10 protein-coding genes and 1 pseudogene are annotated in these 13,384 nt (G+C 70.9%); 5 read left to right on the forward strand and 6 right to left on the reverse strand.

The window, feature by feature from the left end; all coding sequences use genetic code 11:
* Nucleotides 1–111: 111 nt before the first annotated feature.
* From WBG99_RS04315 to WBG99_RS04335, 5 genes are all read right to left on the reverse strand, one after another.
* The gene (locus WBG99_RS04315) at nt 112–1,071 is read right to left on the reverse strand and encodes a sugar kinase (RefSeq protein WP_338895056.1); all 960 of its coding nucleotides are present in this window, start codon (nt 1,069–1,071) and stop codon (nt 112–114) included.
* Nucleotides 1,068–1,739 (reverse strand): bifunctional 4-hydroxy-2-oxoglutarate aldolase/2-dehydro-3-deoxy-phosphogluconate aldolase, encoded by a 672-nt coding sequence (locus WBG99_RS04320; RefSeq protein WP_338895057.1) that lies wholly within the window; start codon nt 1,737–1,739, stop codon nt 1,068–1,070. Before WBG99_RS04320 ends, WBG99_RS04315 begins: the two co-directional genes overlap by 4 nt.
* An 86-nt stretch (nt 1,740–1,825) precedes the next feature.
* On the reverse strand, nt 1,826–2,650 hold the full coding sequence (locus tag WBG99_RS04325) for a carbohydrate ABC transporter permease (RefSeq protein WP_338895058.1): 825 nt from the start codon (nt 2,648–2,650) through the stop codon (nt 1,826–1,828).
* Complete coding sequence (locus WBG99_RS04330; protein ID WP_338895059.1) at nt 2,647–3,678, reverse strand: sugar ABC transporter permease; 1,032 nt, start codon at nt 3,676–3,678, stop codon at nt 2,647–2,649. The genes WBG99_RS04325 and WBG99_RS04330 overlap by 4 nt, the downstream gene beginning before the upstream one ends.
* Complete coding sequence (locus WBG99_RS04335) at nt 3,675–5,027, reverse strand: extracellular solute-binding protein (RefSeq protein ID WP_338895060.1); 1,353 nt, start codon at nt 5,025–5,027, stop codon at nt 3,675–3,677. Before WBG99_RS04335 ends, WBG99_RS04330 begins: the two co-directional genes overlap by 4 nt.
* A gap of 471 nt (nt 5,028–5,498) precedes the next feature.
* On the opposite strand from WBG99_RS04335, the gene WBG99_RS04340 reads away from it, so the two are divergent.
* From WBG99_RS04340 to WBG99_RS04355, 4 genes and pseudogenes are all read left to right on the forward strand, one after another.
* Nucleotides 5,499–6,539 carry a LacI family DNA-binding transcriptional regulator gene (locus WBG99_RS04340; protein WP_338895061.1) on the forward strand — a complete coding sequence of 347 codons (1,041 nt, stop codon included), beginning with the start codon at nt 5,499–5,501 and terminating at the stop codon, nt 6,537–6,539.
* Nucleotides 6,536–7,300 (forward strand): SDR family NAD(P)-dependent oxidoreductase, encoded by a 765-nt coding sequence (locus tag WBG99_RS04345; RefSeq protein WP_338895062.1) that lies wholly within the window; start codon nt 6,536–6,538, stop codon nt 7,298–7,300. The genes WBG99_RS04340 and WBG99_RS04345 overlap by 4 nt, the downstream gene beginning before the upstream one ends.
* Nucleotides 7,301–7,479: 179 nt before the next feature.
* The gene (dgoD, locus tag WBG99_RS04350; protein WP_338895063.1) at nt 7,480–8,625 is read left to right on the forward strand and encodes a galactonate dehydratase; all 1,146 of its coding nucleotides are present in this window, start codon (nt 7,480–7,482) and stop codon (nt 8,623–8,625) included.
* Between the two features lie 45 nt (nt 8,626–8,670).
* Nucleotides 8,671–8,821, forward strand: a pseudogene (locus WBG99_RS04355) (DUF4389 domain-containing protein); the annotation flags it as partial.
* 190 nt (nt 8,822–9,011) lie between these two features.
* Here the strand turns inward: WBG99_RS04355 and WBG99_RS04360 are convergent.
* Nucleotides 9,012–10,475 carry a benzaldehyde dehydrogenase gene (locus tag WBG99_RS04360; protein WP_338895064.1) on the reverse strand — a complete coding sequence of 488 codons (1,464 nt, stop codon included), beginning with the start codon at nt 10,473–10,475 and terminating at the stop codon, nt 9,012–9,014.
* A 137-nt stretch (nt 10,476–10,612) separates the two neighbouring features.
* On the opposite strand from WBG99_RS04360, the gene WBG99_RS04365 reads away from it, so the two are divergent.
* The gene (locus tag WBG99_RS04365; protein WP_338895065.1) at nt 10,613–13,060 is read left to right on the forward strand and encodes a SpoIIE family protein phosphatase; all 2,448 of its coding nucleotides are present in this window, start codon (nt 10,613–10,615) and stop codon (nt 13,058–13,060) included.
* The last annotated feature ends 324 nt before the right edge of the window (nt 13,061–13,384 follow it).

Raw genomic sequence — 13,384 nt, forward strand, 5'->3', positions numbered from 1 at the left:
TTCCCAGAGGTTCCTCGAGCGGGTGGGATGACGACGCGATGGGGGATGGATCGTGGTCGCGTCCGGATGCGGCGCGTGCGCCTGCTCGGAGCCCGGCGGGCCCGGTCGCGTTCAGCGGACGACGTCGTCGTGGTGGTCGAGCAGCTCCAGCTCGGAACGCCTGGGCAGACCCTCCCAGTCGCCCGGGGTGGCGACCGCGAAGGCGCCCAGCACGACGGCGGTCCGCAACCGCTGCTCCGGTGGTTCTCCCGCAAGCAGTTCCGCCAGGTACCCGGCGACGAACGCGTCGCCCGCACCCACGGAGTCGTGCACGGTGACGGGCACGGCGGGCTGTCGGTAGTCCTGGCCGTCGAGGAGGGCGAACGCTCCCTCGGCGCCCAGTTTGATCACGGCTCCGGCGGGCCCGAGGCCGCAGATGCCCTTGGCGAGCTCCTCCGGATCGTCGGCGCCCGGCACCGCGAGGCGGGCCTCGTGCGGCCCTGCGAAGACCAGGTCGCTGCGGCGCAGCAGGGGCAGCAGCGCGCGCCCGGCCTCCTCCTCGCTCCACAGCAGGGAGCGGAAGTTGATGTCCAGTGAGACCGGTACTCCGGCGTCGACGGCGATGTCCACGGCCCGGGTGATGGCCTGAGACGGTCCTTCGCCCAGCGCCGGGGTGATCCCGGTGATGTGCAGGACCGCCGCGCCGGCGACGAGGTGCTCGGGGACGTCGTCGGCGGACAGCCGGGAACCCGCCGTGTGGGTGCGGTAGTAGCGGGTACGGCTGTGCGTGGCCGTACGGCGTTCCCGCAGCTGCAGCGCGGTGGGAGCGGGGTCGCGTACGGCGACCGTGGTGACCCCTTCCGCCCGCAGCTCGCGGAGGATGAGGTCGCCGAGCTCGTCCTCGCTGACGCGCCCGATCCAGGTGGCGGATCCGCCGAGCCGGCTGACCCCCACGGCGACGTTCGACTCCGCTCCGGCGAGCCTCAGTCGCAGGCCCGCGCCCAGGACGAGCGGGCCGACGTCCTGCGCGGCCATGACCGCGAGGGTCTCTCCGACGGTGACCAGGTAGCGTTCCTGGGAAGGGCCGTTCACGGGCCCACCTCCTGAGTGGGGGGCGTGACCAGGATCGCGTCCAGCAGCGTGCGCGCCCTCGCGGTGAGGGCGTCCAGGCTCTCCGGCGCGGGGTCGCGGTCCGCCCCGCGCAGGAGCGGGGAGCCGATGCCCACGGCACAGGCGCCCGCGGTCAGGTAGTCGCGCGCCTGGTCGACGCCGACTCCGCCGACGGCGAGAAGCGGGACGTCCGGCAGCGGGGCCCGCAGCTGCCGCAGGTGGTCGGGGCCGCCGGTGCTCGCGGGGAAGAGCTTGACGGCGGCGGCACCCGCCCGCCAGGCGGTGGACACCTCGGTGGGTGTCCAAGCACCCGGATAGCAGGGGATGCCGCTGTCTGCGGCGCCGCGGATCACCTCGGTGTCCACGACGGGGGCCACCAGGAACTCGGCCCCGGCGGCGAGCGAGTCCCGGGCGTGCCCGGTGGTGATCACAGTCCCCGCGCCGACCGCCACCTCGGGCCCGAGCTCGTCCCGGATGGCGGCCAGCGCCTGGAGGGCACCCGAGGTGGTGAGGGTGACCTCCAGGCAGGTGATGCCGCCGTCCGCGAGGGCCCGGGCCACGGCGGGCAGTCCCGTCGCGTCGGCCGACCGCAGGATGGCCATGACCCGGGTCCGGCCCAGCTGCGGGGTGAGCGCGGGACGCTCCGTCATGACCGCACCGCCGCAGGGTGGTTGCCGGTGCCCAGGGTGTCGGTCATGAGAAGTTCCTTTGCAAGATGGTGCGTCGGTGAACAGCGTTACTTGAGTCCGGAGGTGGAGATGCCGGAGATGAAGCCGCGCTGCATGATAAGGAAAAGCGCCAGCACGGGTACGACGTACATCACCGCGCCGGCGGCGACCAGGTTGCTCAGCTGGGCACCGTGCTCGTTGGTGTAGCCGGTGGCGAGCTTGACCGCGAGGGTGGTGCGGGCGTCGTCCAGCAGCAGGGCCGGTGCGATGTAGTCGCCCCAGGTCCAGGAGAAGGAGAGGATGAAGCTGGTGGCCATGACCGGCCAGGACTGCGGCAGGAAGATCCGCCAGAAGATGCGGACCTGCCCGCAGCCGTCGACGATCGCCGCCTCCTCCAGTTCCTTGGGCATGTTGGTGAAGAACTGCCGGAACAGGAAGATCAGGTACGGGGCTCCGGACAGACCCCACAGCACCCACGGCATGTAGGTGTTGACCAGGTGGAGCTTGGCGAACATGAGGTACGTCGGGATGAGGGTGATCACGCCCGGCAACATCATCGTCGACAGCAGCACGCCGAAGACGGCCTTCTTGCCCGGGGCCTCCAGCCGGGCGAAGCCGTAGCCCGCCCAGGCAGAGGCGAGGGTGACCAGGACCGCGTAGAGGGTGGAGATCGTCAGTGAGTTGCGGGCGTAGCCGAGGTAGTCGAAGAGGGTCAGCGCCTGGTCGAAGTTGCCCAGGGTGGGTTCGTGCGGCCACCAGTGGATGGGGAGGGCACGCAGTTCGGAGGCGTCCTTGAGCGCGGTGATGACGAGCCAGCCGAAAGGGCTGAGCATCAGCACCAGAACCGCGGTGAGGATCATGTAGACCACGGTGCGCCGGGAGAACACGCTCATCGGCCGCCTCCGATCGTGCGGGCCTTGCGCTTCGTCGGTTCCGGCTCCACGGAGTAGAACACCGCGCCCTTGCTGAGCTTGAAGATGACGAAGGTGACGACGCAGATGATCGCGAAGAGCACCCACAGCAGGGCGGAGGCGTAACCGTAGCGGCCGTTGGCGAAGTACTGGGCGAAGACGTGGATCATGTAGAAGTAGTTGCTCTCGGGCACGGCCGTGACGCCTGCAGGGGTCGGGTTGAGCGCGATGAGCAGTGGCATGAAGGTCTGCAGCGAGCCGATGATGCCCGTGATGACCTGGAAGAAGATCACCGGGGACAGCAGCGGCAGGGTGATGCGGGTGAAGGACTGCCAGGGGCTGGCGCCGTCCACCCTGGCCGCTTCGCTCAGCTCCCTGGGGATGTCCTGGAGCCCCGCCAGCGAGATGATCATGCCGTTGCCCACGGCCCACACTGTCAGCGCGATCAGCACGTAGCGGGCATACGGGTCGACGAGCCAGGTGATGCCGTTGATACCCGCCGCGTCCAGGGCGCCGTTCGCCGCTCCGGAGTCACGGTCGAAGATCAGCTTGAAGGTGAGGGCGGCGCCGACCGGCGGCACCACCGCCGGCAGGTACAGCAGCGTGCGGAACAGCCCGCGGGCGCGGATCGGCTGGTTCACCAGCACCGCCAGCAGCAGCCCCGCCGCGATCGTCAGCGGCACCGTGATCGCGGTGAACACTCCGGTGCGCCACAGGGAATCCAGCGTCGCCGGGTCGGAGAGGACCTCCCGGTAGTTGTCCAGCCCCACGAAGCGCGCGTTGTCCGACAACCCGTCCGCGTTGGTGAAGCTCAGCCACAGCGCGTACCCCAGCGGGAAGACCGTCAGAACCAGGAAGCCGAGCACCCAGGGGCCGGTGAACACGTAGAACGACCGGGCCCGGCGGGTCCGCAGCGACGTCGGCCGACGAGGCGAGCCGGCCGGCCGCCGGGCCGAGGACGTCGCCGCCCTCGGCCCGGCGGTCTGGTCGATGAGCTGGCCGGTGCTCACCCCACCAGCTCCTTGCCCTTGGCGATCTGCTCGTTCATGAGCTCGTTGAGCTCGTCGGCCACCTTGCCCACCGACGTCTTGCCCTTGATGGCCCTCGGCAGCACCTTGTTGATGATCCCGTCCAGGGCGGTCACCTGGGCGTACGGGGTGAACGACAGCACCGAGAAGTGCTCCATCTCCTTCTCCTGCACCCGGAGGGCCTGCTTCTGGAACTCCGTGCCCTGCGGCATCCGGGAACGCAGCGACTTCAGGCTGGGGATGCCCCAGCCGCCTGCGGCCCGGTCCTCGGCGGGCTTGCCGGCGAAGTAGAACTCGAAGAGCTGCCAGGCCGCGTCCTTGTTCTTGGCCTCCTTGGGGATCCAGTAGCCGGTGGCGCCGAAGCAGGGGCTGACGCGGTTGCTGCCGAGCTGCGGGGCGGGCGCGAAGCGCGACACCTTGGCGATCTTGGGGTCGCCGCCGATCGCCCCGCCGAACCAGTAGCCGTCGCCGGCCATCGCCATCCGCCCGGCCTGGTAGGTGGGCCAGTCCCAGCCGTCCGTGTTGGGGTTGGCGACGTTCGGGCCGACGTCGGCCCGCGCGTACTCCAGGTACCACGACAGCGCCTTGCGCGCTTCGGGCGAGGTGAGGTCGACCGAGGCCAGGTCCTCGGCGAACAGGCTTCCGCCGGCCGAGGCGGTCATGTGCATGAGCTGCGCGAAGGTTCCGAGCCCCGCGGCACTCATCCCGTAGACCTTGACCTTGCCGAGCCTGCGCTTGGTCAGCCGCTTGCCCATGTCCAGCCACTCGTCGTACGACAGGGGCTCGGTCTCGCTGGGCCGATCGAGTTTCGCCGCCTCGAGCAGGTCCGTGCGGTACCAGAACATCTGGTCCTGCGAGTAGTCCTTTGCCATGCCGTACCGGGGGCCCGCGCCCTGCTTCTCGCCGTCGTAGCGCCACACGTCGTTGACCGGGTCGAGGTCGGAGACCTTGAGCACCGAGCTCTTGGCGAAGTACGGGTCCAGGTCTGCCATCAGCCCGCGTGCGGCGAAGTACGGCGTCTCCACCGCACCCAGGCCGCGCACCAGGTCCGGCGGGTTCTTCGCCGCCAGCATCGCGTTGAGCCTGGTCTCGTCCCGGGCGATGAAGTTGATCTTTATGCCCAGCGCCTTTCCGGCAGCCTGGAATGCCTTCTTCTCGTCATCGGGGGTCATGACGGTGACCGTCGCGCTTCCGCGCTTCGCACCGCTGCCTTCCGAGCCGTCGTCGACGGAGGTGGCGCAGGCGGGCAGCGTGGTCGCGGCGAGTGCGGCGCCGGCGGAGACGGTGAGGAATCGACGTCTGTCGAGGGGGCCTGTGGTCGGGAAGGTCATGCTGGTGGCCTTTCGTGCGGGACCGTAAGCGCTTGCGGGCGCATGCGGCGTTGCGGGGAGGAGAAACAACGGGCGGGGAGCGGGGCCGGACTGGGGAGGAGCACCGGCCCCGCTCGGCCGTGGGGTGAGATGTCCCGAACCGGACACCCGCACAACCGTCGTACACATGCGCGGGAGTCGGCATCGCCCGACCGTGAAGGCGACGGTGGCCGCGTCCACGGTGAGCCTCTTCGGGGCACCCCGAGGCACACCCCACCCATGGCCGGTAATGGCCTACTTGTGGTTGTCGAGATGGTGACCGGTTCCCTTTGCCATGCCCAGACTTATCGCTTTTTTCCGCCTGGGGAAACCGGTTGACTGAAACTCCGGCGAACGTTAGGTTGCGACGCCAGAAGGTGTCAAGAGGTTGGAAGGCGCCACCGTCGGACACACCGAACGGCTCCTGGCGCACAGCGGAAAGGGGGGACCCACGTGCCGGAACAGCCCGTCAGGGCCAGGCTGGTGGACGTGGCGGAGAGGGCGGGAGTCTCCAAGGCCACCGTGTCCAAGGTGCTCAACGGCAGGCAGGACCTGTCCGTACGGCCGGATACCCGGCGCCGTGTCCACGAGGCGGCCGAGGCGCTGGGCTACCGCCCCCATTCCGGAGCGCGCGCCCTGGCCGGTGCCAGCACGCACGCGGTGGCCCTGCTGGTCCCCGCCCTCGCCAACCCCACGTACGTCACCATCGCCCGCGGCGCCTACCAGCGCGCCCGCGAGCTGGGCTATCTCTCCTTGCTGGCTGAGGACTTCGACGGGCAGGAAGCCGACGAGTCCTTCAACGACCTGGTGCAGGAGGGCCGTGTCGACGGGCTGCTCATCGCCTCCGCACGCCCCGGTCACCCCCTGCTGGACGCTCTGAGCCGCAGCCCGGTCCCGCACGTCTACCTCAACCGCTCGGTGGAGGGCTCCGGCCGGAACGTCACCATGGACGTGGCCCGTTCCAGCGTCACCGCCCTCGACCACCTCCACTCACTCGGGCACCGCGCGGTCGGCCACATCGCGGGCCCGCCCGGCATCACTCCCGGTGAGGTCCGCAAGGAGGCGTTCCTGCGACACGCCGAGGAACTCGGGTTGTCCGCCGCTCCGGTCGCGTCCGGGGACTTCACCGAGGACGGCGGCGTGTCCTGCGCGCTGGAGCTGCTGCGTCCGGCCGACGGCGGTACGCGTCCGCCGGTCACCGCGCTCTACACCAGCTCCCTCGCCCAGGCCATAGGCGCCATGGCGGCGGTCCGGCACCTCGGCCTGCGGATCCCCGAGGACGTCTCCGTGGTCGGGAACGACGACCTGCCCGTCGCCGGCCACCTCTCCCCGCCGCTGACCACCGTGGCGATGCCCCTGTACGAGCTGGGCGCCGCGGCCGTGGAGGCCCTGGTGGCGGCCATCCAGGGGGCGCCCTCGGAAGACGTCGTCGTACCCACCGAACCACGCCTGATGCTGCGCGGTTCCACGGCAGGCCCGGGAGGAACACCATGAGTCGCGCCGGCCTCACGCGCTTCGCGGACCGTACCGCCCTGCTCACCGCGGCTGCCTCCGGCATCGGCGAGGCCACCGCCCATCGCCTCGCCGCGGAAGGGGCGTCGGTCCTCGTCACCGATGTGGACGCCGAGGGCGCCCGCCGGGTGGCCGAGGAGATCCACACCCGGGGCGGACGGGCCCGGCACCGCGGGCTCGACGTCACCTCGGCCGACGCGTGGGCCGAGGCCGTCGAGGCGGTGACGTCCTGGACCGGACACCTCGACGTCCTGCACCTCAACGCCGGCCGGAACCGGCGCGGCGCGGCGCACGAGCTGGACGACGCCGCGTGGCACGACCAGCTACGGCTCTGCCTCGACTCGGTGTTCTACGGCGTCCGGGCCGCGGTCCCCCTGCTGCGGACCGCCCGGGGCGCGGTGGTGATCACCTCGTCCGTGCACGCGGCCATCGGCTTCAAGGGTTTCCCCGCGTACGCGGCGGCCAAGGGCGGCATCGGCGCCCTGGTACGCCAGCTCGCCGTCGAGTACGGCGGCGAGATCAGGTTCAACTCCGTCCTCCCCGGCGCCGTGTTCACGGCCCTGTGGGCACAGACATCACCGGAGGACCGGGCCCGGACCGCCGCGCGTGCGCCGGTCGGCCGGTTCGGCACCCCCGAGGACATCGCGGCCGCCGTGGCCTTCTTCGCCTCCGACGACGCCTCGTTCATCACCGGCCAGAACCTGCTCGTGGACGGCGGCCGCAGCATCAGCTCCCACGAGTAGGGCGTGGCCCCCGCGGGTGGTCGCGCAGGCGGCCGGGCGTGCCTGCCCGTTCCCTGATCGGTCATCCCTCACATACACCCGCCCCGACATCCCCTCACCCCGTACACCGGTACACCGGTACACCCCTACCCGCAGCCACCGGCCCTCGGGCCGTGCGCCTGGACCCGGAGGTCCGCACCGTGAAGATCACTGGATACGAACTCTTCCTCGTCGAACCGCGCTGGCTCTTCCTGCGCGTCGACACGGACGAGGGCATCTCCGGCTGGGGAGAGCCCATCGTCGAGGGCAAGGCCCACACCGTCGCCCGCTGCGTCGAGGAGATGTTCGACCACCTCGTGGGGCAGGACCCGGCCCGCATCGAGGATCACTGGCAGGTGCTCGCCAAGGGTGGCTTCTACCGGGGCGGTGTCGTCCTCAACAGTGCCCTGGCCGGCATCGACCAGGCCCTGTGGGACATCGCGGGCAAGACCCACGGCGTCCCGGTGCACCAGCTGCTCGGCGGCCACGTGCGCGACCGGGTGCGTATCTACGGCTGGATCGGGGGGTCGACCCCGCAGAAGATGGCGGAGTCGGCGGCCGAGCAGGTCGCCAAGGGCCTGACCGCGGTGAAGCTCAACCCCTGCGGGAAGTTGGAGCCGCTGGACACGCCCGCCGCGATCCAGGCCATCGTCGACCGGGTGACCGCGGTGCGCGAGGCCATCGGCCCGGACCGCGACCTGGCGCTGGACTTCCACGGCCGCTTCAGCGGGGCGATGTCCCGTCGCGTCCTGCCGCTCCTCGAGCCCCTGCTGCCGATGTTCGTGGAAGAACCCGTACTGCCGGAGTTCACCCAGGACCTCGGCGCCGTCGTCCGCTCCACCTCCATCCCCATCGCCACCGGCGAACGGCTCTACTCCCGCTGGGACTTCCGTTCCGTGCTGTCGGACGGCATCGCCGTGGCACAGCCGGACATCAGCCACGCCGGAGGCATCTCCGAGACCCGGCGCATCGCGGCGATGGCGGAGACGTACGACGTCCTGGTCGCGCCGCACTGCCCGCTCGGCCCGATCGCGCTGGCCGCCAGCCTGCAGCTCGACTTCGCCGCCCCCAACTTCCTGATCCAGGAACAGGCACTCGGTATCGGCTACGGCGACAGCGGCGGACTGCTGGACTATCTCGTCGACACCGAGCCCTTCGCGTTCCGCGACGGCTATATCGACCGTCTGACCGCACCCGGCCTGGGCATCACCATCGACGAGGACGCGGTCCGTGCGGCCGCCGAACGCGGACACCGCTGGCGCAATGACGTGTGGCGCAACGCCGACGGCTCGCTGGCCTCCTGGTGACCCAGCCCTGCCGAGTGGCCGCCGTCCTGCGGCCGGGCCGTGTCGTATCCGAAGGATCTGTTCGACCTGATCATCGGGGCTCAACCGGTGGGTCCTGTGCGTCTCCGCCCACGCCGCTCTGATGACGGACAAGTACCCACCGTTCCGCCTGGACCTGGGCGGCTCGGAGACGACCGCTCCGGAAGAGCGGGCGTGATCGCACCGCCGTCGGCCGCGTTCCCGATCGTGCACGGGCTGCCGGCCCCCGGTGTGCGGACAGCGCCCGACCTCGGCGGAGCCGCCGCCCCTTCGGCGCCGGCCGCCAGGGGACCTGGCCGGTGCCGACTGGGGACCGCCGGGGCCGAGCCAGTCGGCACCGGGTCCACTTCCGCCCTCTCACCGACGCGTCAGGCCGTCTCGGGCATCGTCATCCAGCGCCACTGGGTGAACTGCTCCAGGTTGGCGGTGCCGCCGATGCGGGAACCGTTGCCCGATGCTCCCATCCCGCCGAAGGGCGCGTTCGCGGCGTCCTTGGCGGTTACATCGTTGATGTGCACCATGCCCGTACGCAACTGTCCGGCGAGGGCGGTGGCTCTCGGCAACGAACGGGAGTGAACGGCCGCTGTCAGGCCGTACTCGGTGTCGTTGGCGATCTCGATGGCCTCGGTGTCGGTGTGGAAGGCAATGACGGGAGCGACCGGACCGAAGATCTCCTCGCTGAAGGCGGGCATGGTGCGCTCGACATGGTCCAGGACGGTGGGCGGGTAGAACAGTCCGTCACGGCGCCCGCCGACCAGCACCCGGGCGCCGGCGGCCACGCTCTCGTCCACAATGCGCTCGACCCTCGCGGCCTGTCGCTCGCTGATCACGGGGCCGAGGGCCACACCGCCCTCGCGGGGGTCACCGACCCGCAGCGCCTTGGCGTGCCCGATCAGTGCCTCGGTGTACGACTCCACGAGGCCACCGTGCACCAGATGACGTCCGGCGGCGACGCATGCCTGCCCCTGATAGCCGAAGGCGCTCATCGCGCCGGCTGCCGCGGCGGCGTCGACGTCCGCGTCGTCGAGTACGACGATCGAGTTCTTGCCGCCCAGTTCCAGGGCGACCCGCTTGAGCCTGTCGCCGGCGGCGCGGGCGACTGCCCGCCCGACCTGGGCGGAGCCGGTGAACGAGACCATGGCGACATGGGGATCGGCCACGACGGCCTCACCGGTGCCAGGGCCTCCGGGCAGGACATGGAGCAGCCCCTCGGGCAGTCCCGCATCCTCGAACAGCCGCGCCACGACGACGCCACCGGACACCGGCGTGCGCGGATCGGGTTTGAGCAGGACGGCGTTGCCCAGCACAAGGGCGGGCGCGAGGGCGCGCATGGCGAACAGCAGGGGCGCGTTCCAGGGAGTGATGACACCGACCACCCCCAGCGGCACCCGCCACGCGTGGCTGGCCCGGCCGGGCACTGACGGGCTGAGGATCTCTCCGAGGGGCAGCGACGCGATCCCGGCGGCCTGCGCGAGTTGGCTGAGTCCGGCCGCGATCTCGTAGTCGCCCTTCGCCGGGACGCCTCCGGACTCCCTGACGAGCCACTCACGGATCGCACCGCTGTTGGCGCGCAGTTCCCGGGCGGCACGAAGCAGGATCTCGGCGCGCTCCGGAGGTGCCACCGCGGCCCAGTCCTGCTGAGCGCGGGCGGCCGACGCACCGGCCCGGGCGACATCCCCGGGCGACGCCACGCCCACCTCCGCCAGCCGCCCTCCCGTGGCGGGTTCGTTCACCAGCTGGGTGCCTCCCTCGGACTGCCGCCAGCCGCCGCTGTAGATCTTCCCGGTCCACTCGGCCGCGTCCGGCCACGTCTCCCCGCTGGTGGCAGTCATGGCAGGCCCTCCCTCATCGAGAGACTGACAGCTTTTTACCTTTACAGCATGATTAATCCTATATGTTTAACCGTTCTGCCCGTCGGTTGCCCCTGGCCGAACGCGGGCGCACGGTGGAAAGACCGAGGCGAGGGCGGATGAGCGCGATGACGGGTTCTGATGCCGCCGGCGACGACCGGGTGGCGCGGCGGTCGAACGACCCCGTCGACGAGGCGGCCACTGCCCGTGCCACGGTGGATCCGCACGGCATCGTGACCGGGTGGAGCAAGGGAGCACGGCGGCTGCTCGGATACCGGTCCGCGGAGGTCATCGGCCGGCCCGCGGCGCGGCTGCTCGCCGGGGAGCCGCCCACGCGGGCACTGCGGTCCCTGCAGACCCTGCCGAGGTGGAACGGGACAGTGAGGCTCCTGCACCGGGACGGCCACCGCCTCACGGTGAACCTGCTGGCACACCGCCGGGAGCCGGACGGCGAGGACATGGGGGCCGGCGAGTGGTTCCTGGTCTCCTCCCAGACCCGCCCGGCGTCGCCGGCCCAGGACGACGCGCTGGTGATGTGGGCGTTCGCCCGGTCCCCGTCCGCTGCGGCCCTCTACGACACCGGCCTGCGGCTGCGGCGGGCGAACGCGGACATGGAACGTGTGATCGGCCTGCCCGAAGCGGCGATGCGGGGACTGCGCGTGTCGGAGATCGTGGTGGACCCGGAGGGCGACCGGACGGAACAGTGCATGCGCCGGGCACTGGAGACCGGCGAACAGCAGCATCTGCGGCAGACCCTGCACCTGGTCGGCCACGATCGCGAGAGCATCTGGACAACGTCACTCACTCCCGTGCGGGACGCCGAGGGAAGGGTACGGGGAGTGCTCCTCTCCGCCCACGACATGACCGAGGAAAACCTGGCCCGGGAGCGTCTGGTCCTGCTCAACGACGCGAGCGTCCGCATCGGCAGCACCCTGGACCTCGCCCGTACCGCGCAGGAACTCGCCGATGTGGCCATCCCTCGCTTCGCGGACTTCGTCACCGTCGACCTCCTCCCCGCCATCGAAGGCGGTGACGATCCACCCGCCGGGCCGCCGGCCGGCCCCGTCACGCTGCGTCGTGTCGCCAACCAGTCCGTCCTGGAGGGCTGCCCCGAGGCCGTGGTCGAGTACGGAGCGCTGGCCGTCTACCCGGACGAGTCACCTGCGGCCGACTGCCTGGCCACCGGCCGCCCACTGATCCGCAAAGTGACCGAGCCCGACATAGACAAGTGGGCGAGCCAGGTCCCGGACCGGGCCGACAGGGTGCGGCGGTACGGCTTCCACTCGGTGCTCGCCGTACCGATGCGCGCCCGCGGCATCACCCTCGGCGTGGCCACCTTCTCCCGCCACCGACGCCCGGAACCCTTCGAGCAGGACGACCTGCTCCTGGGCGAGGAGATCACGGCAAGGGCCGCCGTCTGCATCGACAACGCCCGCCGCTACGCCCGCGAGCGTCGCACCTCCCTCACCCTGCAGAGCAGTCTCCTGCCGCAGCGGCTGCCCCCGCAGGCCGCCGTCGAGGTTGCCTCCCGCTACCTGCCGGCCAGCACGCAGGCCGGTGTCGGCGGTGACTGGTTCGACGTGATCCCGCTGTCCGGTGCCCGGGTGGCGCTCGTCGTCGGCGACGTCGTCGGCCACGGCATCCAGGCATCGGCCACCATGGGACGGCTGCGCACTGCCGTACGCACCCTGGCCGATGTCGATCTCCCTCCCGACGAACTCCTGACCCACCTGGACGACCTCGTCATCCACCTGTCCGCCGAAGCAGAACACACAGCCGACACCGCCGGCGGCATCGGCGCCACCTGCCTGTACGCGGTCTACGATCCGGTCTCCCGGCGATGCACACTGGCCCGGGCCGGCCACCCCCAACCCGCGCTGACGACCCCGGACGGGACCGTGGAGTTCCTCGACGTCCCCGCAGGCCCGCCGCTGGGGCTGGGTGGCCTGCCGTTCGAGGCCGCCGAGATCGAGTTGCCCGAGGGAAGTGTCCTCGCGCTGTACACGGACGGCCTCGTCGAAGTCCGCGGCCGCGACATCGACGAGGGCCTCGATGCCCTGCGTGCGACCCTGGCCCGGCGGACTTCGTCATTGGAAGACATCTGTGACACCGTGCTTCAGACGCTTCTCCCGGAGCGCCCCGCCGACGATGTGGCGCTGCTCATGGCCCGAACCAGAGCCCTGGACGCCGCTCATGTCGCCACCTGGGACGTGCGGCCCGACCCTGCCTCGGTCGCCGAAACACGCAAGAACGCCTGTCGTCAGCTGGGCATCTGGGGCATGGACGAGGCCGCCTTCGTCACCGAACTGATCGTCAGTGAACTGGTCACCAACGCCATACGGTACGGGGGAGCCCCCATCCAGCTCCGGTTGATCCGCGACCGCAACCTGATCTGTGAGGTCTCCGACGCCAGCAGCTCCGCCCCCCACCTGCGCCGGGCCCGTGCTTTCGACGAGGGCGGCCGCGGACTCCTCCTGGTCGCCCAGCTCACGCAGAGCTGGGGTACCCGCAACACCTACACCGGCAAGACGATCTGGGCCGAGCAGGAACTCCCCGCCTCCTCATGACGGTGCCCCGACCGCGTGTGGATCGTTGCGGCGCGCCGGACACCCGGGTCGGTTCAGTGACCACGTGGGAGCTGATGTTCTCCCTCGGCCTCCACCTCGACCGGGACCCCAGCCACCTCATGTGGATCGGCATCGACCCGGTGAGGACCAGCGCCCGCTGGGCCCGCGCACCGCCCGGGCCCAGGCCGAGGACATCGAACTCCTCGGCGGACGCGTCCAGCGCTACGGCATCTTCGGCAAGGCCCTCGACAAGGCCAGCCCCTGGGACGCCCCCACCGCGGCCGGGTCAACTGGACCACCTCCGTCGACGCACTGCACGAGCAC

Origin of the sequence: Streptomyces sp. TG1A-60 (genome assembly GCF_037201975.1) — a bacterium.
Taxonomy (GTDB): domain Bacteria; phylum Actinomycetota; class Actinomycetes; order Streptomycetales; family Streptomycetaceae; genus Streptomyces.